The sequence below is a fragment of the Exiguobacterium sp. s189 genome, assembly GCF_018617615.1.
Lineage (GTDB): Bacteria > Bacillota > Bacilli > Exiguobacteriales > Exiguobacteriaceae > Exiguobacterium > Exiguobacterium aestuarii_A.
This window is the reverse complement of the sequence record NZ_JACSKM010000005.1, coordinates 53,603-80,474: the sequence shown is the minus strand read 5'-3', so window position 1 is coordinate 80,474 and position 26,872 is coordinate 53,603. Positions and strand designations below refer to the sequence as shown.

Here is a 26,872-nt window from a genome sequence, read left to right as displayed (position 1 = left end):
TTGGGGAGATGGAACGGATGAGAAAAAATGTGACGGTTGCCCTCTTATTGGCAACCTTTTTAGCGGCGATTGAAGGGACGGTCGTATCAGTTGCGACGCCTGTCATCGCCAGTGAGTTGAACGGGGCGACGCTCGTCAGTTGGGTATTTGCTGCCTTCTTACTATTTACAGCAGTATCGACACCGATATATGGGAAAGTGGCGGATTTATTCGGGCGGAAGCGTGTCCTCTTGTTTGGCATCGGGTTGTTCACGCTATCCTCACTCTTATGTGGGTTAGCCACGTCGATGGAACAGCTGATCGTTTTTCGGGCGCTACAGGGTCTAGGTGCCGGTGCCGTCCTTCCGATTTCGATGACGATTATCGGAGACCTATATAAATATGAGGAACGCGGAAAGATTCAAGGGATTTTAAGTGCCGTATGGGGTGTGTCGGGAGTACTCGGTCCGGTCATCGGAGGCTTTTTAGTCGAAACGTTGTCATGGCGCTACGTCTTTTTATTGAACGTACCATTTGCGTTACTCTCGTTTATCATGATCATTATTTTCTATAAAGAGAAAGTCGCTGAGACGACTGAACGGATTGACTTGAAAGGCGCACTTTTGTTCGCAGGTGGGACGACAGCATTCCTGTATGCCCTAATCACATTCAGTGAAACGAATGAATGGACGACGACCATTGTTGCCAGTGGGGTATTCAGTATCATCTTACTAGTTGGCTTCTTCGTATCTGAACGAAAAGCAAAATCTCCGTTATTGCCGTTTGAATTACTCAAGCAACCAACGATTGCTGCCATCAACGGTTCAGTCTTTTTTGCGGCGTGGGTGCTCGTCTCCATGTCTGCTTACATTCCAATCTGGGCACAAGCTGTATTAGGGAAATCAGCGACAGAGGCTGGATTCATGTTGATGCCACTATCGGTCGCGTGGACATTCACGTCGATTATCGGGGGGCGTACACTCGGAGTGGCTTCTCCGAGACGACGCGCCTTGATCGGGATGGGATTGCTTATCATCGGGACGCTAACCTTAACACTGTTATCCCAGTCGAGTTCAGACGTATGGGTGTATGGGGCAGTGGCGCTAATCGGTGTCGGATTCGGGATGTCTCAACCGATGTTTATCGTCGTCTTACAAACTGTCGTCTCCTATCAACAGCGTGGAACAGCAACGGCGACCAACTCATTTTTAAGTACGGTTGGCCAAACACTTGGTGTAGCGGTGTTCGGAGCGGTCTTTAACTTTGTTGTACTTAACGACTTTAAAGAGAACAGCGCGTTATCTCAAGTTTCATTAGAAGACTTCTTCAATCAGAGCGTCACGGAGACGTTGAACGCTTCGGTTCGACTTCAAGGGGAACAGATCATTGCGACCGGATTGAACAGCATCTTTATCGGAGCGATGGTCGCCGCGATCATCGCGTTCGTTATCGCGTCCCGCTTGCCGGCTCGCCCACCGGAACCTTCACAGCGCTCGTAAAACAAGGGTATGATGAAGGAAAGGGAGGCGAACCGACATGAAACGTCAAATTGGGATTGTGACATTGTTGTTTCTGATGGGGTGTGCGCCAGAACAAACGAACGAAGGAGCAGAACCACCTACTTCAGAAGAGACACGAAGTGAGTCAGTGACTGACAGTGAAACGAGTACGACGGAAGAGTCGAATCTTGAGATTGGAGAAGTGACCGCCATTGCCGAGAACTTGTTGATTCCGTGGTCACTCGCTCGAACAGAGGAGGGATGGCTCGTATCCGAACGCGGTGGTACCATCACCGTGATTGACAGTTCGGGTCGCGCAACCCGACAAGACGTGAACTTCAAGGAAAGTGTATTCGAGATTGGTGAAGGAGGGCTCCTTGGTCTTGCGTTAAGCAAAGATTTTGAATCGAGCGGAATCCTTTACGCGTATCATACGTATGGATCGTCGGGAAGAAACGTTCAAAATCGTGTGGTCGAGTTGACATGGGATGGAGAACGCTTTGAGGAAACGAATGTCTTACTTGACGAGATTCCAGGTGCACGTTTTCATAACGGAGGTCGCCTATTGCTGGACGGTGAGCATCTTTGGGTGACGACGGGAGATGCGCTCGTACCTGAACTTGCACAAGATGAATCATCATTAGCCGGAAAGATTCTACGAATCCCATTATCGGGTGAAGGTGAACCGACCGACTGGATCTATTCGCTCGGTCACCGCAATCCTCAAGGATTGAGTCAAATTGATGAAGTTCTTTATGCGAGCGAACACGGGGCGAGCGGACATGACGAGGTCAACGTGATAGAAGAAGGAAACAATTATGGATGGCCGATCATTGAGGCGAATCAGGAACAAGAAGGCCTTGTCACACCGTGGTTTGAAGTAGGCGAGACCTCTTGGGCACCTTCTGGTATCGCGACAGATGAACAGTACGTCTATATGGCGACGCTTCGGAACGAGCGGCTTGTTGCCATCGACCGGGAAACGAAACAAGTGACGACGATTGTCGAAGATGTAGGTCGGATTCGTGATGTGTGGTTAGAAGATAACACCTTGTATTTTATTTCGAACAATACGGACGGACGAGGCAACCCACAGCCTCAAGACGATCAACTTTATCAAGTAACGATTCGCTAGAAACTGACGACTTTGTCAGTTTCTATTTTTTTCATTGTTTCTTCTGGAAGTAACGGTATAATTAAACATGTATTTTGGAAAAAGAAGGAGAAAATAGATGAATCATTCAAACTTGGTACATAAACGAGAAAAACTATACTTCTCACTATTAGTTGCAGCAAGCGTGCTCATGTTAATCCTCGGGATCGTGCTGACAGTAGCCTCATTCGGTCTCTTTTTATGGATCATCGGTACAATCGTATCGCTCTCGCTCTTTACTCACTGGATTCAAATCGGGTACATTCGGACGAACGGTGTCAAAGTGACGGCTCGTCAGTTTACAGAACTTCATGAGATGGTCCAACGCGTCGGGGCAGATATGGGCATCCGCTTGTTGCCAGATGTGTATATTTTACAAGCGGGTGGTGTATTAAACGCTTTTGCCACACGTTTCTTCCAGAAGAACATGGTCATTCTGTATTCGGATGTCGTGGAATTAACACGGACGGGACAGACGAAAGAAGTGGAGTTTGTCATCGCACACGAACTGGCACACATTCGTCGTAACCATGTCCAAAAGCAGTGGGTCGTCTTGCTCGGTAGTATCATTCCTTTCTTAGGTTCTGCCTATTCACGTGCTTGTGAATATACGTGTGACCGGATGGCTGCTCATTACATTCAAGACTTCGGGGCGGCGAAGCGTGCGTTAACGGTTCTTGCAATCGGGGGACCGCTCGCGAAAGAAGTGAATGAGTTCGACTATTTGTACGAAGCAAGTCGAGAGAACGGTTTTATCGCGAAGTATAGTGAGTTGTTGTCGACGCATCCAACGTTACCGAAGCGAATCGCATCGATTGCAACAGCTGCAGGTGAAGAAAACATTCCGGTCTTCAAGACGGCTGGATATGTGAAAGCATCTATCATTTCGATGATTCTATTGACGGTTATCGGAAACGGGGCACTTATCGCATTTCTCTTCATTAACGATGATTTGACGGAGATTGTATCTGCGGCGATGAGTGAGGACCTTGCAGATGATTGGGCGTTGGAATGGGAAGAACCAATCCAAGAATTGACGTATAATAATGCGAGCTATGAAGAGATCGAAGCAGAATTACAAAATGGTGCTGACGTGAATATTCAAGACGAGTATGGCGAAACGCCACTTCACAACTTGTTCTACAATGATGAGGTTGATAAAGAAACAGTTCAACTCTTGCTAGACAACGGAGCTGACGTCACGCTCCAAAATGATAGCGGGATGACACCGATTGATACGGCACGTGATTGGGGACATAGTTCTGAACTCATTGAATTAATGGAAGCATATGAATAAAAGACATTTCCTCGTTTCAAAAGAGACGAGGGAATTTTTTTGTGGTTTTTTGCAAACGTTTGCATAACGCATGATATACTGTTTGGGTAGGAGGGATATCGGTGAATAGCATACGGACAAAGTTAACGGGGATGATTGCGTTGACCATCATTGTACCGGTCATTTTAGCGACGATTGTTTCATTTTGGTACGTGCAAGACCGGGAGCGTGAACGTGGTCTTGAGATGACCGAATGGTCGCTCGAGCGGGGGACACGTCAGATGGAACGCTATATCTCTGATTTGAGTCGATTGCCAACGAGTTTATACGCTGATCGTGACGTGTTAGACATTTTGGAATATGGACCGGGACTTTCGTTAAGAGAAACGGAGATTGAAGTGCGGCGCGCGCTCCTCGCGATGTACCTGTCCCGAGAAGACGTGGCGCAAATTCAGCTGTTAATGCTCGAAGATATGGATTCGTTTGCGGCTTATAAAATGAAAGTGTCACCACGGTCGAAAAAAGAGCCGAGCGCCGTCCAACAACAGCTCTTGGATAACCCGAAAAGTCGTGTCTTATTAGAAGCATCCCATCCACTTGTTGCCTATCATGATTTCGGACCGATCATGACACAAGAAGACGTCGTGACGCTTCATTTCAGGCTCGACAAGATTGAAACGGATGAACCACTTGCTATTCTTTCGCTCGATATCCCTGAAAATTTATTCATCGGACAGTTGGCTTCTTTACAAAATAGTCCGGATGAGAGTTTATGGTTCGTCGGTGAAGACAACCGTGTGTTTGCCCATCTCGGTGAGGGAGAAATTCCGTCTTCATTTCAGCCAAGATCCATCTCGACCGATGGAAAACACCATCAAATCACGAAAACATTCGAGTTTGACCATCAACAGTTTTATGTCGGTAAATCGATTCCAGATGAACTCTTGACCGAACCGGCTTCACGAACGTCATTCATCATCTTGCTTGTCGGGATGGTCTCGCTCATTTTGGCACTGATCGGAGCGACCTATGCTTCGATGAAATTGACGACACCAATCAAGACGTTGACCTCAAACATTTGGCGAATCGAGCAAGGGGACATGACCGTCTCATTTGATTCCCTCGGAAATGATGAGTTCGGCGTACTCGGAAGACAGTTCAAGCGAATGATTGAACGGATCGATGATTTAATTCAACGAGAGTATAAGCTCGCCTTAGAGAATCGGACGAACGAGCTTCGTACGCTTCAGGCGCAAACCAATCCGCATTTCTTATTTAATACGTTACAGTCAATCGGAACATTGGCATTGAAGGGAGATGGCAAGACGGTCTATCGATTGATCACGCAACTGTCTTCGATGATGCGGTATACGATGCATCCAGAAGAGTCGATGGTGACACTGAAACGAGAGATCGAGCATTTGAATTCATACATTCGTCTTCAAGACGTACGATTTCCAAATCAGTTTCAAGTGACCGTTTCAGTTCCTGAAGACCTCCATGAACTGATTGTTCCAAAAATGATTTTGCAGCCGTTGGCAGAGAACTTTTTCAAGCATGGGTTCGAGCGGGACGGCTCTGCTTTAGCGAATCGATTTGATGTGACGGCCTGGATGGACGGCACGTCACTCGTGATTCGTTGTGAGAACAGTGGTCGTTCGCTGACGACCGAGGAATGGGAACGAGTCATGTCACGGATTGAACAAAGTGATTCGACATTTTATGACACGGAAGGCACAGGATTACGAAACATTCGCGATCGACTCATGTTAAACTATAATCGGGAGGCAGAATTTATGTTGGCTACACCTGAAACAGGCGGTTTTCGAATTATGATGCGTTTCCCGGCTTCTTCTGAGGGGGTGGCGTCATGACGAAAGTGTTGATTGTAGATGATGAATCTCCGGTAAGGGAAGCGGTGAAATTACTCGGTGAATGGGAACGGTTCGGTGTGACGACGGTTCTTGAAGCAACGGATGGGCGTGAAGCACAGGCGCTCATCGAACAAGAACGTCCAGCGCTCATCTTATCCGATATTCAAATGCCCCATTGTGATGGGATCGAGCTGATGGAGTGGGTACACGACCATGCTTCATTTTCTAAACTTGTGGTGCTGACAGGATACGATGAATATTCGTATATGCGACGGGCCATCCAGTATGGGAGCTTTGATTATTTGTTAAAACCAATCGACCCGGATGTATTGAATGATACGTTGGCACGCGCGTTAGGGGACGTGGTGGATCGATCGAGTGAAGACCCGATTTCTCAGATTGGAACGTTCATTGAACAGCATTTTTCGGAAGAACTGAGTTTGCAAGGGATGAGCGAACGATTTTACTTAAGTCGAGAGTACATCTCGCGACGTTTTAAACAACAATATGGCGTGAACTTGTCCGAATATGTATTGACGATTCGGATGAACGAAGCGAAGCGCCTGTTAGAGACGAGTAGACAGCGTATCTATGAAGTCGCCCAAGCAGTCGGCTTTTCGGACGATAAATATTTCCGGAAGGTCTTTAAAAAACAAGTCGGTGTTACTCCGAACGAATTTCGGGAAAAGGTTCAACGACAAGCTTAAAGGAGGAATTCAAACATGAGTGTACACATTGGAGCTCAAGAAGGACAAATTGCAGAAACGGTATTACTTCCAGGGGATCCGCTTCGCGCCAAGTATATTGCGGAGACGTTTTTAGAAGACGTCGAATTATATAATGAAGTTCGTGGTATGTATGGTTTCACAGGTACGTACAAAGGAAAACGCATCTCGGTCCAAGGAACAGGGATGGGTGTGCCTTCGATGTCGATTTACGTGAACGAACTCATCATGTCGTACGGTGCAAAAAACTTGATCCGTGTCGGAACTGCCGGCGGAATTCAAGAAGACGTCAAAGTGCGTGATGTCGTCATCGCCATGAGCGCATCAAGTGAGATGGGGCAAAACCGTGTCCGCTTCAACGGAATGGACTATGCACCAACAGCGACGTTCGACCTCCTACATCGTGCGTATATGAATGCAGAGAAAGCCGGCATCCCGGTCAAAGTGGGACAAATCTTCACAGCGGATCAATTCTATCAAGATGACTTCCACCACTTCAAGAAGTGGGCGGACTTCGGTTGCCTCGCAATCGAGATGGAAGCAGCGGGTCTTTACACACTTGCGGCGAAACATAAAGTAAACGCGTTGACAATCCTCACGATCTCTGACCACTTGTTGACAGGTGAAGAGACGACTTCAGAAGAGCGTCAGACGACGTTTGATGAAATGATTCGTGTCGCTCTCGATACAGCGGTTGAAGTGACGAACTAAACAGTTTTCCCTACAGTCTTTGGCTGTAGGGATTTTTTGTGTCCAAACCCATTCATCCCTATGAAACGGTTGGAGCTCCAGCTAGACTAAGGATAAGATACCGAGAAAGAGGAAATGTCTAATGAAAACTCCATCACGTTTTATATTATATGCAATTGTATTTTTTGCGTTTTTTGATCTGTTCGCCCAACTCCCAATCATGAGCACATTTGCGTTATCCGTTGGGGCATCTTCATTTATCGCTGGTTTTTCCATCGCGATTTATTCGTTGACGAACACGTTTGGAAATGTGCTGTCCGGTATATGGACTGACAAGAATGGTCCATATCGCGTATTGGTTCTCGGCTTGTTTCTGACGAGCATAAGTTTACTCGCTTACCAATTCGTCGACTCGCCATCCATATTACTGCTTGTCCGGTGTGTCCACGGCTTTATGGCTGGACTGATCGTCCCGGCTGCGTTTACCTTGTCTGCGAACATCACAGCAATGAATCGTCAAGGGAAGAAAGTCGCCATCACCGGTAGTTTCGTCGGATTAGCGGCCATTATCGGTCCTGCGTTCAGTGGAATTGTCGCCAGTATCACATCACCACCGACCGTCTTTTTATTTGTTTCTTTATTCGGCTGGGTGATTCTGTTCGTGACAATCGTAACGATGCGACGGAATCAAACGGTGGATTCGAAGAAAGATACCCATACAGCACCGATAAAACCAGACCCGAAAGTGATTCGAGCCTATTGGGGGGCATTCTTCCTCATGTTTTCCCAAGGGGCACTTGCGTTTTTGTTACCGGTTCATGTGCAAGAGCTTGGCTATGATTCACGATTGAGTGGGACGTTGCTCAGTATGTTCGGCGTGGTCGCCGTCTTATTCTTTTTATTACCGACGAACCGATTGTTCGATCGATTTTCACCGACCAAATTGACGGCACTTGGGGTGGCGATTATTGGGACGTGCCAGATGTTAATTGGACAAGCAGGTGTACAAGCGAGCCTTTATGGGGTACTTGCCTTATATGGTGTCGGGTTTGCGATTCTTTTCCCGGCCATCAACACATTGCTGATTCAATCAACTTCTCCTCAAAATCGAGGAAAAGCATACGGGGCGTTCTATGCCTTTTTCTCTCTCGGTACGGTAGCGGGATCTTCTTTTTTAAGCGCTCTGCCACTTTCAGTCGTCGAGCAGTTCACACTGACTGGTTTGATTTTATGGGGGGCGAGCCTCCTTTTTCTTGTCAGTGTGGTAAAGGGAAGACGGATATTTTGACACGATAAAAGTAATGTATTACTCTATGGTTAAATGTTTAAACATTTAAACGGTTAGTGTAACTTGCATCGATGAAAGCGTTTTTTTGATTGACTTTTCACTTGATGATAAAATGAAATCAATGTGATGAATCATAAGGAGGAAAGTTCATGCTGGCACCGATTGAACAATTGACGATTGACGAGCTTGTCCAAAAACAACGTCGTTTCTTTAAAACACAGGCGACGAAATCAATGGCATTCCGTTTAAGTATGCTGACGTTTTTAAAGGAATCGATCAAGCATCATGAAACGGACTTGCTAGAAGCCCTTAAAGAGGACTTGAACAAATCGGAGATGGATGCGTATACGACAGAAATCGGATTCATTTATGACGAGATTTCTCGGACGACACGCGAATTAAAACGATGGATGCGTCCGAAGCGTGTGCGTGGAACTGCCATCCATCTTGGAATGAAGAGTGAAATTCAATATGAGCCATACGGTACGGTATTGATCATCGCTCCGTGGAATTATCCGTTCCAACTAGCGGTCGCACCACTCATTGGTGCCATTGCCGCGGGAAACACAGCGGTCGTCAAACCTTCAGAACTGACACCGAACGTCGCGCGTGTCCTGACACAAGTGCTAGAACGTGCTTTCACCGATCGATATATAGCCAGTGTCGAAGGGGATAAAGACACAGCTCAAGAGCTCTTGAATCAAAAATGGGACTACATTTTCTTTACAGGTTCGACACAAGTCGGTCGCATCGTAAATAAGGCGGCAGCAGAACATTTAACACCCGTCACACTCGAACTCGGAGGGAAATCACCTGTCATCGTTCACGGAGATGCGAATGTCTCCATCGCGGCAAAACGTGTTTCATGGGGGAAATGGATGAACGCCGGGCAAACGTGTGTCGCGCCAGACTACGTGCTCGTACATGAATCGCAGCAAGAAGCATTTTTAGAGGCAATCAAACAAGAGGCGTTTGCGATGTTCGGGAACGGTGTCGGTACGAAACGATACACGCGCATCGTCAACGAATCGCATTTCGACCGTTTGTCTCACTATTTAACAGAAGGCGAACTTGCTTTTGGCGGGGAAACGAACCGGGATGAGCTAAAAATCGCACCGACCGTCATGACGAATCTCGAAGAAGATGCCGATGTGATGAAAGACGAGATTTTTGGTCCGATTTTACCGGTCATTCCGTATCGTCAGCTAGATGAAGTGATCGAGTTCATCTCTGACCGACCGCATCCACTCGCGCTCTATCTCTTTACGGAATCGAAAGATGTGGAAAGAACGATCATGAAGCACCTTTCCTTTGGAGGAGGATGTGTGAACGATGTCATCATGCATTTGACGAACCCGAATCTCCCGTTTGGTGGAGTAGGCGAGAGCGGTATGGGGGCCTATCACGGACGTACGAGCTTTGAGACGTTTAGTCACGCGAAGTCTATTTTGAAAAACACGACAAAATTTGATTTACCAGTTCGGTATCCGAACTTCAAACCGGCCGAACAATTGATTCGATTGATTCAACGATAAAGCTATAGAGAGACTCGGTACAAATGCCGGGTCTCTCTTTTTTTGAAAAAGATTGTTTGAAATGTCACATACTTTTCTGATACTCCCTGTCACACTCCTGTATAATAAAGTCATAATTGGAACGTACGAATGAAACGTGGAGGGAGCACCGACCTATGTCAATGCAATGTGGAACGACCCAACCGAACAGTTTTGTATTCTCAGATGAAACGAAACAATTGCTACTGGAAATGATGACGATTCAACATCATCCGAAAGCGAGTATCGTATGTTGGGAAGGTGAAAAGTGTGATAAGTTCTTTTACTTGAAGAGTGGTTCTGTCAAATTCACAAAAATCACGAAAAAAGGAAATCCACTCGTCATGTTCATGTATGGTTCGGATGACTTCTTTGGTGAGTTTGACATCGTCGAAACTTTCCCTAGCTCATACAGTATCGAGACGACTGAGGAAAGTACCATCGGGACCATTTCAAAACGTGAATTGGAATCACTCATGCAACGTGACATCCGCTTTGCCGGAGAAATTTTGCGATGGACATCGATGATGCGCAAACACTCAGAGATGAAAGTACGCGACTTATTGTTGTACGGAAAGCCAGGCGCACTGGCCTCGACACTACTCCGTATGGCAGCTATGCACGGTGTGGAGGAAGAGGATACAATCGTCATTCCTCGCCATCCGTCAGACGGAGAACTCGGACAATTGATCGGAGCGCCACGCGAGACGGTGAACCGCTTGATCAGTCAATGGCGAAAAGAAGGAGTCATCAGTACGACGACCAAATCAATCGTCATCCATGATGTTGATTTTTTGAAAGAGCTTTGTCATTGCGAGGGTTGTCCAGCAGGAATATGTCGTTTATGAACCGCCTCATGTGAAGGCGGTTTTTTTTGTGACCTATTTTTATGGAAATGTGAATTTTGTGTGTTGAAACTACGCAAAATTGATGTGATTGTCACTTTTTGAGTGACAAAAGTCACATATTATCCCTTAGGTGATTGCATACAATAAAGGTGGAAAAACAAGCGAAAGGGGTCTTACACGTGGAACATAAAGATGGGCAAGAGCCGAACCTAAAAGGGACGTTTACAGCAGTCATGATCGTGGCGGGTGTCATCATCACCATGTGGTCATCAGTCTTTTACTTATTCGTCACACGATAAACATGTAGGGAGGAGGGTCTCATTATGCATATTCATAAACTAGAAAAATATTGGCTTACATTCGGTATTATCCTACTCGCGGTCTTCTTGACGGTTCTCGGGGTATCGGCATTCGCAGCAGGGAATCAGCCAGCGTCGGATGCGGATTTGATTGACCCGGCAAAAGTAAATCAGACGGCTCCATTCGACAAACCAGGACTTCATCAAATTGGTGAAAATGAATACGAACTCGTCATGATCGCACAAGCGTTTACGTTCACACCAGGGAATGTTGAAATTCCAAAAGGCGCAAAAGTAACATTCCTTGTGACGTCACCTGATGTCGTACACGGATTCCAGTTGACAGGTACTCCGGTCAACATGATGGTCGTCCCTGGACATATCAACTCATTGACGTACACGTTCGAGGAAGCTGGCGAGTTTTTGATTCTTTGTAACGAATATTGTGGGACAGGGCATCACATGATGTCGACTAAAATCAAGGTGGTGGAGTAAATGAACGACGTATCATCTAAACTGAAACAATGGGAGATGGAGCGAGGGGTTCCTGTTCCAAGTATCGGAGCGAAAGAGGCGCGTCTTGCCTACGGACACGTTCTCGTATCGGTACTCGCCATCTTGATTGGAGCGCTAGCCGGATTGACACAGACGTTGATTCGGACGGGTGTCATTCCTGAAATCTTTGGATATTATCAATTACTAACGGCTCACGGGATTATGCTCGGGATCGTCTTCACGACGATGTTCATTATCGGTCTCTTGTATGCGTTGCTTGCGAAGTCGTTCGGTCGGTTTGAATCATTCCCGACGCGTGTCGCGTGGCTCGGTTTTTGGACGATGATCATCGGTGCTGTCATGGTAACGGTCATGATTTTGGCCAATAAAGGAACGGTCTTATATACGTTCTATGCACCGCTCATGGCAGATCCGCTCTTCTATGTCGGACTCGTCCTGTTCGTAGTCGGAACGTGGTTGTCGTCATTCGCGATGTTCCGTATGTATGCGGACTACAAACGCGACAACCCAGGCGTTCATCCGCCGCTCCCGGCTTATATGAGTATTATGACGATGCTTCTATGGGACATTGCGACACTCGGTGTCGCAGCAACGATTCTGTTCCAACTCCTTCCTCTCTCGTTAGGATGGACAGATACAGTCGGAATTGAGTTATCTCGTACATTGTTCTGGTACTTCGGTCACCCGCTCGTTTATTTCTGGCTCATGCCGGCATATATTGTATGGTACACAGTCGTGCCGAAAGTCATCGGTGGGAAGATCTTCTCGGATGCGTTGGCACGGATGGCGTTCTTGTTGTTCTTGCTCTTCTCATTCCCGGTCGGCTTCCACCATCAGTTGACAGAACCGGGGATTGAACCGTTTTGGAAGTTCGTTCAAGTTATCTTGACGTTCTTGGTCGTCATCCCATCGTTCATGACAGCATTCTCGCTCTTTGCGACGTTCGAACTTCGTGGACGTGCGCTCGGTGCGAAAGGATTGTTCGGATGGGTGAAGAAAATGCCGTATGGCGATGTTCGTTTCCTTGCACCATTCGTCGGAATGTTATTCTTCATTCCAGCCGGTGCAGGTGGAATCATCAACGCGTCTCACCAATTGAACGCGATGGTCCACAATACACTTTGGGTCACAGGTCACTTCCATATTACAGTCGGGACGGCTGTCGCCTTGACGTTCTTCGGAACGGCATACTGGCTCGTACCAGTACTTCGTGGTCGCACGTTGACGAAGGCGATGAACAAGCTTGGATTGATTCAAGCAGGGACGTGGGCGTTCGGTATGGCCATCATGTCATATGCGATGCACATTTCAGGATTGAATGGTAACCCACGTCGTACGGGTCCAGCAACTTACTTCTCGGATGCGTTGACGCGTGAATGGATTCCGTACCACGTCATGATGGCGATCGGAGGAACGATTTTATTCATCTCGGTTCTGATCTTCGTTTACTCGATGTTCAACTTGTCATTCCTCGCTCCAAAAGGCGAAGAGGAATTCCCGCTCGCTGAGACAGAAGAGGCGGCGATGGATACACCGCGCTATTTCGAAAACTGGAAATTGTGGATTACGGTAACGTTCGTCTTGATTGCATTTGCATACACGGTTCCAATTTGGCACTTGATTGAAAGCGCGCCTCCAGGAGCGCGTGGTTGGGTACTCTGGTAAACTAAAGTCAGCTCATTCGTGAGCTGACTTTTTGTGTGGGGAGGAACGATATGAACGTATTAGAAGTCATCCATGCAGCGCGTTCGATGCATTCAGCCAATCGCCCGTTTGTCGTAGCAATTGATGGGTTGAGCGGAGCGGGCAAGACGACGCTCGTCTCACGTTTGAGTGAAGAGCCGACTATACTTGTTCTTCACATTGATGACTATATTGTCGAACGAGACAGACGCTATGAGACCGGACAGCCTGAACCGACCGAATATTACGCACTCCAATGGGACGTGTCGCGTCTTGAGTGTGAACTGTTCCGTCCTTTAACAGAAGGAGTTACGAAGTTAATATTACCGCGATATGATCATGAACGAGATGTCATCGTTGAAGAAGTGATCGATGTGTCATCTGCTCATACCGTTGTCGTGGAAGGGATTTTTCTACAACGACCGGAATGGCGACCATATTACGATTACGTGATTTATCTCGATTGTCCCCGCGAGGTTCGGTATGAACGGGTATTGAATCGAGATACATATCTCGGCGTCCCGGAGGAACGGCTTGCGAAATACAAGCGGCGCTATTGGCCAGGGGAAGATCTTTATCTCCAACTCGTCGACCCGAAAAAAGGAGCAGATATTGTGCTCTGACTGAACGTTTCAACATCTGATGCATGCGTCAGGTGTTTTTAATTTGGAGAAAATTTGAAAAAATGATTGACGTCAAAGTGTATTATGCTAATAATACAGTTAGAAAGTGTATTAACCATGTCATACACTTAGAAAGGTGATGAACATGCAATTCAATACGAGGGCACCGGTTTACCTACAAGTCGTCGACTACTTCAAGAAGAAGATGGCGCTCGGTGAACTGAAAGCCGGGGATGAGATGCCATCTCGGCGTGAGCTTGCGAACGATTTAAAAATTAATCCGAACACGGTTCAAAAAGCGTTCAAGGAAATGGAGGACCAACAATTGATTACGACCGAACGAAATCGACCGAGTCGCGTGACGACAGATCGAACGGTATTGGCACAAATCCGCTCTGAAATCGTAGATGACGCGGTCGCCGTATTTGTAGAATCGATTCAAGAACTTGATGTCTCGGTAGACGAACTTGTTGAAAAAATCAAACGACAGTACAAGGAGGGGATGTACGATGATCGAAGTGTTGGGAGTTAAAAAACGTTATCGGCGGAAACAAGTCATTGAAGACGTGTCGTTCACAGCGAATAAAGGTGAAATCACGTGTCTCATCGGCTTGAACGGTACGGGGAAGTCGACGTTGTTGAAAGGCATCATGGGATTGACACCTTTCGACAAAGGTTCGGTATTGATCGATGGGAAACCGATTGATTTGAATCGTGTCGCCTTCGTCGCCGATCATGCGATGTTCCCGATTCACTTTACAATCGAACAATGTGAGGCGTTCATGAAAGATTTTTATCCGACATTTGATTCGGCATTATTTGCCCGTCTCGTCGATGATTTCAAGTTGTTTCCGGAAGATAAGTTGAGCGAGTTATCGAAAGGGACGCTCGCGAAAGCGAACCTCGCACTCGGGATTGCGCAAGACCCGGATTATTTATTGCTTGATGAACCGTTCTCAGGAATCGATGTCTTCTCAAAAGAACAGATTGTCGAACTATTTTCGAGCGAGGTCATGGAGAATCGTGGCGTGCTCATTACGACACACGAGATTGAAGATATCGAGTACTTGATCGACAAGGCCGTCATGTTGAATAACGGAAGAATCGTCCGTGAGTTTGATGTGGAAGATGTCCGTTTCATTCATGGGAAGTCCATCGTCGATGTGATGAGAGAGGAGTACGGGGCATGAATCTATTGAAATTGATTGGATGGGAACTCGAACGCGTTAAAAAGATGTATGTATTGTTGTTAGGTTTATTGATTACGATTCAATTAGGTTGGCTAGGCGCATTTTTATGGAAATATACAGTGATGAATGAAGAATATAGACGTCAAGGTAGTAGTGTAATGGTAGTTTTTCATTCTTATCTCATTAGCACGCCATATATTTTATCTCTCGGGATTGGTATGGTTGCAATGCTGATATACAGTGGATGGATTTGGTATCGAGAATTTTGGGGGCGCGGAACATTCATGATGCGTTTATTAACGTTGCCGATGAAGCGAACTCAACTGTTTATCTCAAAATTCATAACGGTCATGATACTGATCTTAGGTTTGATTGCCGTTCAATGGTTCACGCTCATCATCGAATATCAGATTTTCACGACTTGGTTAGACGTGCAGATGATTATAAAAAATGATACTTTTGCCAACATTCGTCAGTTGGATGTGTTTTCTATTCTATATCCATCAACAATTGTGAATTTTATCATTCATCTGTTGATGATTGCTTTTGTCGTACTGACAATCTTCACGTTTGTGTTAATAGAGAGGAGTTTGTGGCAACGTACGATTTGGTCACCGCTTACTTCCATATTACTAATCATTGGAATCATCACTGTTCCAGGTAGTATCTTTTACATCAGTGAACAATATTTATTGTTGGATGAATTAGTACTCACACTGGTCGCTGGCTTCATCTTCAGTATAGTTTTATTTTTAATAATAGGGCGTCGATACTTACAAAAAAATTAAGCGTTTGAGGTGAAGTGATATGAGACGTATGCTAAATATTGTTGCCTTAGGAGCAGTCATTATTGCGGGAATTGGTACATATGCGGTCAATGGTGAACAAAATCCGGACGATTGGAAGTTGCAAGTCGACTCAAACGAGGCTGCGTGGAAGAATCGAACAGTACGAGTGAGCTATACAGGTACGAATCAAGCATTGAAGGACGTAGAGCTTTCAGTTGAAGGAAACCAATATGTTTATGGAAGTTACATTGACGAAGTCTTTCGATATCGAGAAGATGTTGGAAAACAATATCGTTCATTTGCCCGTGCTGTGAAACAACTCGGTTATGACCTACGAATAAAAACAGAAGATGGTTACGTAGCAGTTGGACAAGAAGGTCTAGACACGCTTGTTTTATTGAAATCGAAAGACGGTGAAACCGTTGAACGAACGGAGTTTACTGACGTGCAGTTCCTTTTAGAGAGTGGATGGAGCGGGTTGTTTGTTTATAAAGATGCTGTGCATTTAGTGTACAACGAAAACTATGAGCTGACTAATCAACATATTGCCGTATTGAATCAAGAAACAAAAACGATTGAAACGAAAAAAATTGAACGTAATGGTGTACTTATTGAAAATGTGATTACTGATGCAATGGGAGTCGAATTTACAGTTGAAGAGCAAATGACGATTGGAACAGACAATCGATATATCCCAATTGAAGCGACACGATTAGAGACAGTTGAAGCAGAGGATGGCGAAACGTATTCAGAATCGTTTTCTCTATCTGGGTTATATGTTTATGATGTCAAAGAAAATCGAGTTGTCTCACTAGATAGTGAACAAGATGTGGTTGCATCGACTGTGTTTGGTCATACGTATCAGTCGATTCTAGCTGACGGTACGGAAACGAGTATCAATTTAAAAACATTGGCTGAAACTTCACGTCAAGTTATTCAAGGGAAAATTGGGATGGCAAGTTATCACAATGCATTGCTCTATCATGTATACTCGACACAATCCGGGGCTGAGATAAATGTCTTTGATGAAAGCACGCTTGTCTCAAAAGGGACTGTAACAGGGGCAGACGTAGCTAAATCTGTACAGTATTATGTTTACTAAAAAGAGGCAGCACGCGCTGCCTCTTTTTACGTGGATGGTTTCGGAATAATGACGCCTTCTTCTAAATCAAGCAACAAGTCAATCAATTCCGCACAGAACTCCGGAAACTGCTCCAAAAAGGCACCGGGACCGACTTCATCCGTAAAGTCGATATATAGGTCGGCCACGTTTCCAGACATTTTCGCAGGTAAGGCGAGGAACGCCGAACCGAAGCGCCAGCTGCCTCGGATGTCGAGTAACTTTCCGAGGACGAGATCGCCGGTCTCGCGTTCTTCCGGTAACTGAACAGCGTACGTCTCTTTTGACTCCCAGTCTTTTAACTGACCGTTTTCCGTCACTTCAAAGATGCTGCAGCGCGGGACGGCTAGTCCACGGAGTGCGTGATAAAGAGCAGGTGACATGTCGCCCTTATGGTCAGCCAAGTAGCGACCATGAGGCGTCATGCCGTCTTCGTCCGTTTCAAAGAAGACGGCCCAATCAATGAAGAGGTCACGGAAGAGCTCGGCATCTTTCAAATGCCATGTCCCTTCCGATGCGATTTCTTGAATATAGTTCGTCCATTGTGTGCTTCGCGCAAGAGCGGCTTGCTCATATAACTTTTTCAGTTCGGCAAGCAATTCGGACTCTTCGACGAGCAAAGGGAAGGGAATTACTTTCCGGTCTTTTTTCATCGGCGCGGTCCTCGCTTGTTCGCAGGGCGTTTGACGACAGGAGGCTTCTCCTCAATTCGTTTCTCGATTACATCACCACGATAAATCTCGAGTTCTTTCAATTCGACACCGAGTTGACGCGCGAATGATTTCAAGTGTGGTAAATCGTCCGTCGTCACGAGAGAAAGGACGGTCCCGCCTGCGTTACCACGAGCCGTACGGCCTGAACGGTGGATAAAGTCATCGATGGATTCTGGTAAATCGAAATGGACGACGTGCGTCACATCTTCGATATCGAGACCACGCGCTGCGAGACCCGTCGTGATGAGGAGCGGGTATTCGCCTTTACGGAATTCACGGAGTGTCTCGACGCGTTCGCGCTTTCCTTTCAAGCTGTCGAGCATGCGGTAGTTCACTTTCAACTTTTCAAGCTCCCCACGAAGTGGTGGCAAGAACGAGCGGTTATTGATGAACGCAAGTGCTTTCACGCCATCGACGTGTGAAAGACGGCGTAACAGTTCTGGTTTGTAGCGACGCGTCGTCAACAAGTAACCGTATGTCACTTGATCGCTGACAGCACGTTCGATTTTGATATGTGCCGGCTCGTTCATGAACGGTGCCGACCATTCTTTGAGTGAATCGGTGAGTGTTGCCGAGACGAGTGCAAGTTGACGCTCATGCGCAGTATGCTTGATGATGCGTTCTGCCGCTTCTGTCAATCCGCTATCGATGATTTGGTCGGCTTCATCGAGAATGACGGTATGCGTCTCATGGAGCTTCAGCTTTTTCTTGTCAATCAATTCGACGAGACGTCCCGGTGTCCCGACGATTAAATGCGGCTTTTTCTTGATTCGATCGATTTGACGTTTCAATTCGACACCGCCAATGAACGAGCCGATGCGAACATCGCCTTTTTCGGTGAAACGTTGTGCGACCTGTTGGATCTGCATGACAAGTTCACGAGTTGGAGCGACAATGACAACTTGGATTCGGTCGTTCGATGGATCAATCTTTTCAATCGCTGGGAGCAGGTAAGCGAGCGTTTTACCCGTTCCGGTCGGTGCCTCGATTGTCACGTCTTTTCCATCTAATAGTAGGGGAAACGCCTCTTTTTGGACCGGCATTGGCTCGTTAAAGCCCATCCGTTCCCACGTCTCGTTAATAAAAGGTTTTGTAAAATTCATAATAGGTCTCCTTATCTTTAGGCAAAAACAAAGGAAGCGAAAGCGCTCCCTCGTCAAATATAGCGAACATGCTCCTGACCATCTTCCATTGAAGAACGTAACGTCTGTGTATACGTTTGACCGTCTTCGATGAGTTGGATGTGAGCATCCGCGCCTTCTGCTGTCAATTCAACTTTCTCAATCGTGAATCCTTGATAAACGCGATACTGTAACTCGGACGTCATTTTCTCGAACGGTTTCAGTTCCGGATGTGTCGTGATGACATGGATTGGACGCGACAAAAGTCCGGCGAGTAATTGGTCGCGATAATCGATAAAATCTTCGTTCTCGATGTCATCGTCAAAGCGAATCCAAAACCCTCCATCTTCAAATTCTGTGATAAATCCATCACGCTTTTCACCAGCTTCGTCGACCTTTAGTGAGATGCGATCGCCGACTTGAAAGGCGTGGCTTGGTGTTAATGGTTCGTACGTCATGAGTAGAACCCCTTCCTCTTATACAATGTTCTGCCTTCATTGTGTCTGATACGACACAAAAATTCAAGTTCTAACCGAGTGATGTGAGATTTATCACCCCGAAAACTGTATAGTTCGTCACAGAACCATCAAATTAGTACAGATCATAGTTCAACCCTAATTAAATGGGGTTCAGCTGTTTCAAACTATATAATTAATCGAATATAACAGTTTGTAAAACGCTTTCAAAAACGGCTATTTCATCACGTTCATAAGATTGTTACAAGTTTCACAAGACTGTAAAACATATTGTTCACGTTTTCACGTACACTCACAGTATAGATAACACGCAGTTACTTTCGAGAATGAGGAGTGAATCAACATGGCAACCGAAATCAAATCCGCATGGTCAGGTTTTATCCCTGGTCAGTGGACGAATGAAGTCAATGTCAGTGAGTTTATCCGTTTGAACCGTCATGAATACACAGGGAACGATACGTTTTTAGCAGGTCCGACAGAAGCGACAAACGTTCTTTGGAATCGTGTGATGGAACTGACAAAAGAAGAGCGTGAACGCGGAGGCGTTTGGGACGTTGATCAACATACACCATCGACAATCGTGTCGCATGGACCAGGTTACTTAAACAAAGAGTTAGAGAAAGTCGTTGGCGTTCAGACGGATGAGCCGTTCAAACGTTCGATTCACCCAAATGGCGGGATTCGCATGGTGGATGCCGCACTCGAATCATATGGTTTCGAACCAGATGAAGAAATCACAAAAATTTATTCAGAGATCCGTAAAACACATAACCAAGGTGTCTTCGATGCCTACACGCCTGAAATGCGGGCGGCTCGTAAATCAGGAATCATCACAGGTCTTCCGGATGCGTACGGTCGTGGACGCATCATCGGTGACTATCGCCGCGTCGCGCTCTACGGAATTGATTTCTTGATGGCAGAACGCAAAAAAGACTTGGCGAAACGGGGTGGATTCTTATCTGAATCAGACATCCGTGACCGGGAAGAACTATCGGAACAACTTCGTGCGCTTCAAGAACTCAAGCAACTTGGGGCAGCTTATGGATTTGACCTCGGTCGCCCTGCTGAAAACACGCAAGAAGCGTATCAATGGGTGTACTTGGCATACCTTGCTGCGATTAAAGAACAAAACGGTGCCGCGATGTCACTCGGACGCGTCTCGACATTCCTCGATGTGTACGCTGAACGTGACCTTGAAGCTGGTCGTTTAACAGAATCGGACGTTCAGGAAATCGTCGATCACTTCATCATGAAGCTTCGAATCGTCAAATTCTTACGGACACCAGACTACAATGAATTGTTCTCAGGTGACCCGACTTGGGTGACAGAATCAATCGGTGGGATGAGTGAAGATGGTCGCTCGAACGTTACGAAGAGCTCGTTCCGATTCTTACATTCACTCACAAACCTCGGTCCTGCTCCAGAACCAAACTTGACGGTCCTTTGGTCAACGAAACTTCCAGAAGGATTCAAACAATACTGTGCGAAAATGTCGATTGAAACGTCAGCGATTCAATATGAGAATGATGATTTGATGATGCCACAATTCGGTGATGACTACGGCATCGCATGTTGTGTGTCACCGATGAAGATCGGGAAACAAATGCAATTCTTCGGTGCGCGTGCCAACATGGCGAAAGCCCTTCTTTATAGCATGAACGGCGGACGTGATGAGAAGAGCGGCGCTCAAATTGCTCCAGCTTGGGAAATGAATACAGAAGATGTGCTCACGTACGAAAAAGTATATGCCGACTTTGACCGTACACTCGATTGGTTGGCAGAGCTATACGTCAATACGCTCAACGTCATTCACTTCATGCATGACAAATATGCGTATGAACGTATCGAAATGGCGCTTCACGATCCAGAAATCTTACGGACGATGGCTTGTGGGATCGCGGGTCTCTCCGTAACGGCAGATAGTCTTTCAGCAATCAAATATGCAAGCGTCAAACCGGTTCGTAACGAAGAAGGAATCATCGTCGATTTCGAAACGGAAGGCGACTTCCCGAAATTCGGTAACAATGACGACCGTGTCGACACGATTGCCGCAGAACTCGTCGAATCGTTCATGGAAAAAGTACGGAAACATAAAACATACCGTGACGCACTTCATACGCAATCGGTCCTCACCATCACATCAAACGTGGTGTACGGTAAGAAAACAGGGAATACGCCAGACGGTCGCCGTGCTGGTGAACCATTCGCTCCAGGTGCCAACCCGATGCATGGACGGGATACAAAAGGTGCGGCTGCATCGCTCTCATCTGTTGCGAAACTTCCGTTTGAACACGCACAAGACGGGATCTCGTATACGTTCTCAATCGTACCGAAAGCACTCGGAAAAGAAGAAATCGCACGTGAACTCAACTTGGCGGCACTTCTCGATGGGTATATGAGTGGAGAGCACAAAGGACATCATTTGAACGTCAACGTCTTCAACCGCGAGACGCTTCTCGACGCAATGGAACATCCGGAAGAGTATCCACAACTCACAATCCGCGTATCTGGATATGCGGTCAACTTCATCAAGTTGACACGTGAGCAACAGATTGATGTCATCAACCGTACGTTCCACGGTTCGTTGTAAGTAAAGGCTTAGCGGCCTTCCACGGAGGGCCGCTCATTCGTTAGGAGGTCATTTCGATGACAATGGGATATGTACATTCGGTCGAATCATTCGGAACAGTTGACGGCCCAGGGATTCGCTTCATCGTCTTTTTACAAGGTTGTGCCTTGCGTTGTTTATACTGCCATAATGCGGATACGTGGGATTTCAAAAAGAATAATCACCGCTCGGCTGAAGACGTCATTCAAGAGGCGCTCAGTTACCGTCCGTTCATGGAAGCATCGAACGGCGGCATCACCATCTCGGGTGGTGACCCACTCGCGCAACCTGAATTTTTAGAGGCACTGCTGCGTGAAGCAAAAAAGCATGGGCTCCATACGACACTCGATACGTCCGGTGCGCTCCGTCCTCCTAACTTGGATGCGATTTTAGATCACACCGATCTCGTCTTACTCGATATCAAGCATATCGACGACGACATGTGTAAAAAATTGACGGGACGTAGCAATGCTAACACGCTCGCGCTTGCTGAACACCTTTCCGAGCGCGGAACGAAAATGTGGATTCGCCACGTCCTCGTACCTGGGTGGACGCTTGAAGAAGGGGCGCTTCGTCGCACCGCAGCGTTCATTCAAAAACTAGACCATGTCGAGAAAGTCGAGATTCTGCCTTATCATGAGATGGGCGTCTATAAATGGGAGGCGCTCGGACTCGATTATCCGCTCAAAGGAACAAAACCTCCGACGTCTGATGAAGTCGAATGGGCGGAAGGAATCTTACAGGGAACTGTATAAAACAAGCGCAGACCGATGTGGTCTGCGCTTGTTTGACGTTATACTCGCTTTTTCTTCTTTTCTAAGACGCGGGCGTGCTCTGCTTGCTTCTTCTCCATGTAGAGAAGCTCACGCCCGAGTTTGACGTAGCTGGCATAGCGTTTCGCATCTAACGTACCGTTCGTTAGCGCCTCTTGGACGGCGCAACCCGGTTCTTTCTGATGTGAGCAGTCGCGGAAGCGGCATGTCTCGGCAAGCGCTTCGATATCACGGAACGTCTCATCGAGATGCTCGCTTCCTTCCCATAGTCCGAATTCTCGCATCCCTGGTGTGTCGATGACGTATAAGTCATCGATTCGGAACAGTTCGCGGTGTGTCGTCGTATGTTTCCCGCGCTCGTCCTGCGCCCGGACGGCTTGCGTGACGGCAAGTGTCTCGTGGGCTAGGGCGTTTGTCAGCGTAGATTTTCCGACGCCAGACGAACCGACGAAGGCGATTGTGCTTTCGCTCGGTAACGCGTGACGAAGTTCAGCCACACCTTTTCCCGTCACAGCACTGACAGGAAATACTTGAATTCCAGGTGCGTTTCGCTCAATGTCTTCGAGCAGTGTGTCGACCGATTCGACTTGGTCGGTCTTCGTCAGGACGATGATCGGGATTGCACCTGTGTCCCACGCAGCTAGCGTATAGCGTTCTAGACGACGGATGTTGAAGTCGTGTCCACATGCCATCGTAATCAAGACGTAGTCGACGTTCGCGCAGATCAGTTGTTCACGTGTCTCGTTGCCGGCGGCCGCTCGTGAAAGAACGGTCCGACGCTCAAGGAGATGGTGAATCGTACCTTGACCATGCTCGCGAACTTGAATCGTAACATAATCGCCGATGACCGGGTAATCCCGTTCGCTCGTCGCCTCATGTCGAAATTTTCCGGAAACCCCGCACATATAGGCGTTTTCTCCGATTGATACCGTATAAAGATGTTGGAACTGTGCCGTGACACGTCCCGTTTCAGTTTGTTGAAACAAATTAGAATCCTCCTTTTAATCATGGAGGACGACAGCCCTCCGATTCGCTGACATTTGGTGACGTGCATGCATCATGTTGCTCATAAAACATCATCCTTTCATTGTTCGATAGCATCAGTGTACCACAGTTATTGGAAACGGTAACATCTCAGTCTAAAGACCGAGGCGAAACAAGCCTTCCGCTCGTCGACCTATACAAAATAACGTATTATGATAAGAGTGTACTTAACAAGGAGGGATGACAGATGAATCACCAAGTGAAAAAGGTGTTGTTCATCGTAGCCGCGATCGCTCTAGTGCTTGTGTTGATCGGTGCTTTACCGAATATGATTTTATTCGGATTAGGAGCGCTCTTGACGCTTTGGGCTGGAGTCCGTTTTCAGGCTGTGACACACATCGGTGCTAAAGTTGGTTTCGGAATCCTTGCCGTCATCGGGATTGGGACGATGCTCTCAAACATCTGGGCACTCGTCGGAATCATTGTCGCGTGGTTGTTGTTTAAAGGGTATATGATGTATAAAGGTGAGAAACGTGACCCGGAAGTCGAAATTTTAAATGCCGACGGAACGCGTGCTAGCCGTAGCAGCTTCCAACAGTTCGATCAAGTGTGGCAAAAATTTGTTAATCGTCGTTAAGATTTCATAAGGAGGATTCACCATGAAGACACCGTTTGATCAGTTTCGTGAACTAGCGAATGAATTGACGAAAGAGATTTCGAAAGAAGTGAAGAAGTATCAAGATAAAGAGATGCCACGTTCGAGTGGAGAAGCGGAATTGAACCGTCATATCCGTGGAGCGGAGAAGGAAGCGCTATCGGTTGAGCGTCTCGTCGAACGTCAACGCACACTGCTTGCAGAACTTGCTGAAAAGCGTGATGATGCCAAAAAGATGGCAGATAAACGATATGAACAGACAGAACTGGCGAAGCAGGCTGGTGAAGAGAAGTTGGCAGAACGTGCAGCTCTTGAGTCAAAACACTACGGAGAACAGTATCGTTACTTCGAAGGGTTGATCGATGAAGGAGAGCGTGAATTGGATGCGCTGGAGCGTCGTGCACTCGAGATGAAACTCAAGCTCGATGAAATGCAAAACAAACGATATGAGTTTGCGATGCGTGAAAACTTAGATCTTCTAAAAGGGGCACTCGACCAAATCTTCGGTCAAAACACGTCGCAGTCTCATCCGTTTACTGAGGAAGAGAAGAAAGAACAACCTGCTGAAGAGAAGAAAGATACGCAAGAAGATGAAGACGATTTTGAAGCAAAACTAAAAGAACTGGAACGTCGCTTTAAACAAGAGTGAGGTGACGGTTCGGCGGTGACCTGAATCAGGTCATCGCTTTCTTTGCTTCATACATATGAACAGAAAGGGGGAATGGACATGGAACGTTGGAACACACGTCAAATCATTGGATTCATGATTATTTTATTTTCAGTTGGACTCTTTATCGACATTGTGACGGGTGGGAATAGCGTCTTATTCAGCATGATCCTCCCATTGCTTCTTCTTTATATTGGACGACGCTTCAGTCGTCGAGGCAAGCAGTCGGCCAGCTATATCTTTTACGCCATCGGAGGCATTCTCTTGATTGGCTTGATCTTCTCATCAGCCGCGTTTGGGTTTGTGCTCTCGGGTCTGTTATTGCTATTCGGGTACCGACTCTATAAGAATCGACCGGTCGAATCAAAAATTCGGACACCGCTTCGTCAGGAACAAGCCTTCTCGTTCGGTATGAAGGAATCGGGACACTATGTGTTACGCGATACGAATGAGTTCTTTTTGCTACGTGATGTTGAGATGGATCTCTCACAAGCCATCATTCCTGAAGGGGAGACGTTCTTGCTCCTGAACGGCCTTGCGGGAGACATCCGCATCCTCATTCCAGCGGGTTATGATTATTCGATTGATGCGTCGATTGGATTTGGGAAAGTCCAAGTCGATGATTCGAACTATTCACCGGTTTTTAACCGTCGCTTCTATACGGCGTCTGATGATTATGTCCAGGCTACGCGGAAAGTTCGGATTCATATCGTGCTCATGAGCGGAAGTGTTGAGGTGATGACGGTATGAAAAAGGATTCTTATCCACGAACGGTCGTCTGGCATCAATTGTTCAGTAGCCTCTTGACGGCTTTCTTGATTACAGTAGCGTTTCTCATAGGTGACTCGACTTCATTGAGCGACTTATTTTCGCGTGAAGAAGGGTTGCCTTTCGGTGTGTCCATTTTGGTGATTGCCGTTTTGATTGGCAGTATCTTTGGAGTCGCATCATACTTTTACTTACGTCGAGACTTTCGAGAAGTCGCCAATGCCCTTTGGAAACTGGAGAACCAAAAAGAAATCACGTTCCGACCGTTGTCGCCTTACCGAGACACGCTCGAACGAATCGTCCGCGTCTCAAAACAACGTCAAGAGATGATCGAGATGGCGAAGCGAGTCGGTGAGCGTCCAGTCAGTGTGGAAGAGGCGCGTAGTGAAGCGGTCGTCGAAGAAAGACGTCGCGTCGCACGAGAACTTCATGATTCGGTGAGTCAACAGCTCTATGCCATTTCGATGATGACGACAGCGGTCAAACAGACGATGCAGACGAAACCGGAATTAGCGAGTAAACAAATGGAGCAAGTGGAGCTCATGGCTCAAACGGCACAGGCAGAGATGCGGTCGTTACTCCTACAACTACGACCGGTGGAATTAGAGGGCATGACGTTAAAAACCGGAATCGAACGCCTATTAGAAGAACTGTCGCGTAAACAGTCGACTGAACTCGTCTGGCGTCTAGAAGAAGTGAAGCTATCACGGCACACCGAAAATGAACTGTTCCGCATCGTCCAAGAGGCAATCAGTAACACGTTGCGACATGCGAAGGCGACTCGCCTAGAAATTGAGATGCGAACCGTGCAACAGACGGTTATCTTAAAGATCAACGATGACGGAATCGGATTTAACGTGGACGATACACAAGTCGCCTCATATGGATTACAATCGATAAGAGAGCGCACGGCGGAAGTCGGTGGGACGTTACGATTGGTCAGTGTGCCGAATGTCGGAACACAAATCGAAGTACGTGTGAAACAACAAGTGGAGGGGTAATG

General features: G+C 46.8%; 27 protein-coding genes. 23 read left to right on the top strand and 4 right to left on the bottom strand.

The window, feature by feature from the left end; translation table 11 throughout:
• The first annotated feature begins 17 nt into the window (after window positions 1-17).
• The 17 genes from KNO99_RS08160 to KNO99_RS08080 all read left to right on the top strand — a co-directional run bounded on the left by KNO99_RS08160 (window position 18) and on the right by KNO99_RS08080 (window position 17,086).
• Entirely contained in the window at window positions 18-1,478 is a 1,461-nt protein-coding gene (locus tag KNO99_RS08160) for an MDR family MFS transporter (protein WP_214747275.1), read from the top strand.
• A gap of 37 nt (window positions 1,479-1,515) precedes the next feature.
• Window positions 1,516-2,613: a PQQ-dependent sugar dehydrogenase gene (locus KNO99_RS08155; RefSeq protein ID WP_214747272.1), complete on the top strand. Its 1,098-nt coding sequence runs from the start codon at window positions 1,516-1,518 to the stop codon at window positions 2,611-2,613.
• A 97-nt stretch (window positions 2,614-2,710) separates the two neighbouring features.
• Window positions 2,711-3,928, top strand: a complete 1,218-nt coding sequence (locus tag KNO99_RS08150; protein ID WP_214747269.1) for a M48 family metallopeptidase — start codon at window positions 2,711-2,713, stop codon at window positions 3,926-3,928.
• 101 nt (window positions 3,929-4,029) lie between these two features.
• A complete protein-coding gene (locus KNO99_RS08145; RefSeq protein ID WP_214747266.1) occupies window positions 4,030-5,781 on the top strand; it encodes a sensor histidine kinase in 1,752 nt (583 codons plus the stop codon).
• Window positions 5,778-6,488 (top strand): response regulator, encoded by a 711-nt coding sequence (locus KNO99_RS08140; protein WP_214696432.1) that lies wholly within the window; start codon window positions 5,778-5,780, stop codon window positions 6,486-6,488. The genes KNO99_RS08145 and KNO99_RS08140 overlap by 4 nt, the downstream gene beginning before the upstream one ends.
• Window positions 6,489-6,503: 15 nt before the next feature.
• Window positions 6,504-7,217 carry a purine-nucleoside phosphorylase gene (gene deoD / locus KNO99_RS08135; RefSeq protein ID WP_074033044.1) on the top strand — a complete coding sequence of 238 codons (714 nt, stop codon included), beginning with the start codon at window positions 6,504-6,506 and terminating at the stop codon, window positions 7,215-7,217.
• Between the two features lie 121 nt (window positions 7,218-7,338).
• Complete coding sequence (locus KNO99_RS08130; protein WP_214747263.1) at window positions 7,339-8,484, top strand: MFS transporter; 1,146 nt, start codon at window positions 7,339-7,341, stop codon at window positions 8,482-8,484.
• A 149-nt stretch (window positions 8,485-8,633) separates the two neighbouring features.
• Window positions 8,634-10,019 carry an aldehyde dehydrogenase gene (locus tag KNO99_RS08125; RefSeq protein WP_214747259.1) on the top strand — a complete coding sequence of 462 codons (1,386 nt, stop codon included), beginning with the start codon at window positions 8,634-8,636 and terminating at the stop codon, window positions 10,017-10,019.
• Window positions 10,020-10,174: 155 nt separating this feature from the next.
• A complete protein-coding gene (locus KNO99_RS08120) occupies window positions 10,175-10,885 on the top strand; it encodes a Crp/Fnr family transcriptional regulator (RefSeq protein ID WP_074033047.1) in 711 nt (236 codons plus the stop codon).
• 179 nt (window positions 10,886-11,064) lie between these two features.
• Window positions 11,065-11,184, top strand: coding sequence for a cytochrome c oxidase subunit 2A (locus KNO99_RS08115; protein ID WP_371743055.1), 120 nt, complete (start codon window positions 11,065-11,067; stop codon window positions 11,182-11,184).
• Between the two features lie 24 nt (window positions 11,185-11,208).
• Complete coding sequence (locus KNO99_RS08110; protein ID WP_074033048.1) at window positions 11,209-11,679, top strand: cytochrome c oxidase subunit II; 471 nt, start codon at window positions 11,209-11,211, stop codon at window positions 11,677-11,679.
• A complete protein-coding gene (locus KNO99_RS08105; protein WP_015880822.1) occupies window positions 11,680-13,365 on the top strand; it encodes a b(o/a)3-type cytochrome-c oxidase subunit 1 in 1,686 nt (561 codons plus the stop codon).
• 50 nt (window positions 13,366-13,415) lie between these two features.
• Entirely contained in the window at window positions 13,416-14,006 is a 591-nt protein-coding gene (locus KNO99_RS08100; RefSeq protein ID WP_214747256.1) for a kinase, read from the top strand.
• A 139-nt stretch (window positions 14,007-14,145) separates the two neighbouring features.
• On the top strand, window positions 14,146-14,538 hold the full coding sequence (locus KNO99_RS08095; protein WP_214747253.1) for a GntR family transcriptional regulator: 393 nt from the start codon (window positions 14,146-14,148) through the stop codon (window positions 14,536-14,538).
• Window positions 14,516-15,196 carry an ABC transporter ATP-binding protein gene (locus KNO99_RS08090; protein WP_214747250.1) on the top strand — a complete coding sequence of 227 codons (681 nt, stop codon included), beginning with the start codon at window positions 14,516-14,518 and terminating at the stop codon, window positions 15,194-15,196. Before KNO99_RS08095 ends, KNO99_RS08090 begins: the two co-directional genes overlap by 23 nt.
• Window positions 15,193-15,984, top strand: coding sequence for a hypothetical protein (locus tag KNO99_RS08085; protein WP_214747247.1), 792 nt, complete (start codon window positions 15,193-15,195; stop codon window positions 15,982-15,984). The genes KNO99_RS08090 and KNO99_RS08085 overlap by 4 nt, the downstream gene beginning before the upstream one ends.
• 19 nt (window positions 15,985-16,003) lie before the next feature.
• Entirely contained in the window at window positions 16,004-17,086 is a 1,083-nt protein-coding gene (locus tag KNO99_RS08080) for a hypothetical protein (protein WP_214747244.1), read from the top strand.
• A 26-nt stretch (window positions 17,087-17,112) separates the two neighbouring features.
• Here the strand turns inward: KNO99_RS08080 and KNO99_RS08075 are convergent, their stop codons facing one another.
• From KNO99_RS08075 to KNO99_RS08065, 3 genes are read right to left on the bottom strand one after another with little or no spacing between them, the layout of a single operon-like run.
• Window positions 17,113-17,757, bottom strand: a complete 645-nt coding sequence (locus KNO99_RS08075; protein WP_214747241.1) for a hypothetical protein — start codon at window positions 17,755-17,757, stop codon at window positions 17,113-17,115.
• The gene (locus KNO99_RS08070; RefSeq protein ID WP_214747238.1) at window positions 17,754-18,920 is read right to left on the bottom strand and encodes a DEAD/DEAH box helicase; all 1,167 of its coding nucleotides are present in this window, start codon (window positions 18,918-18,920) and stop codon (window positions 17,754-17,756) included. The genes KNO99_RS08075 and KNO99_RS08070 overlap by 4 nt, the downstream gene beginning before the upstream one ends.
• Before the next feature lie 53 nt (window positions 18,921-18,973).
• Window positions 18,974-19,396: a hypothetical protein gene (locus KNO99_RS08065; protein ID WP_214696410.1), complete on the bottom strand. Its 423-nt coding sequence runs from the start codon at window positions 19,394-19,396 to the stop codon at window positions 18,974-18,976.
• 361 nt (window positions 19,397-19,757) lie between these two features.
• Here KNO99_RS08065 and pflB point away from each other — a divergent pair, with 361 nt between their 5' ends.
• Window positions 19,758-22,004 (top strand): formate C-acetyltransferase, encoded by a 2,247-nt coding sequence (gene pflB / locus KNO99_RS08060; protein ID WP_214747235.1) that lies wholly within the window; start codon window positions 19,758-19,760, stop codon window positions 22,002-22,004.
• 56 nt (window positions 22,005-22,060) lie between these two features.
• Window positions 22,061-22,777: a pyruvate formate-lyase-activating protein gene (gene pflA / locus KNO99_RS08055; protein ID WP_026826768.1), complete on the top strand. Its 717-nt coding sequence runs from the start codon at window positions 22,061-22,063 to the stop codon at window positions 22,775-22,777.
• Window positions 22,778-22,815: 38 nt separating this feature from the next.
• Here pflA and rsgA read toward each other — a convergent pair whose 3' ends face one another.
• Window positions 22,816-23,781 carry a ribosome small subunit-dependent GTPase A gene (gene rsgA, locus KNO99_RS08050; RefSeq protein ID WP_214747232.1) on the bottom strand — a complete coding sequence of 322 codons (966 nt, stop codon included), beginning with the start codon at window positions 23,779-23,781 and terminating at the stop codon, window positions 22,816-22,818.
• 245 nt (window positions 23,782-24,026) lie between these two features.
• On the opposite strand from rsgA, the gene KNO99_RS08045 reads away from it, so the two are divergent.
• The 4 genes from KNO99_RS08045 to KNO99_RS08030 all read left to right on the top strand — a co-directional run bounded on the left by KNO99_RS08045 (window position 24,027) and on the right by KNO99_RS08030 (window position 26,870).
• On the top strand, window positions 24,027-24,416 hold the full coding sequence (locus KNO99_RS08045; protein WP_214747230.1) for a lmo0954 family membrane protein: 390 nt from the start codon (window positions 24,027-24,029) through the stop codon (window positions 24,414-24,416).
• Window positions 24,417-24,438: 22 nt separating this feature from the next.
• Window positions 24,439-25,083, top strand: a complete 645-nt coding sequence (locus KNO99_RS08040) for a PspA/IM30 family protein (protein ID WP_214747228.1) — start codon at window positions 24,439-24,441, stop codon at window positions 25,081-25,083.
• Window positions 25,084-25,161: 78 nt separating this feature from the next.
• Entirely contained in the window at window positions 25,162-25,851 is a 690-nt protein-coding gene (liaF, locus tag KNO99_RS08035) for a cell wall-active antibiotics response protein LiaF (protein ID WP_015880836.1), read from the top strand.
• A complete protein-coding gene (locus KNO99_RS08030; RefSeq protein WP_074033063.1) occupies window positions 25,848-26,870 on the top strand; it encodes a sensor histidine kinase in 1,023 nt (340 codons plus the stop codon). Before liaF ends, KNO99_RS08030 begins: the two co-directional genes overlap by 4 nt.
• The last annotated feature ends 2 nt before the right edge of the window (window positions 26,871-26,872 follow it).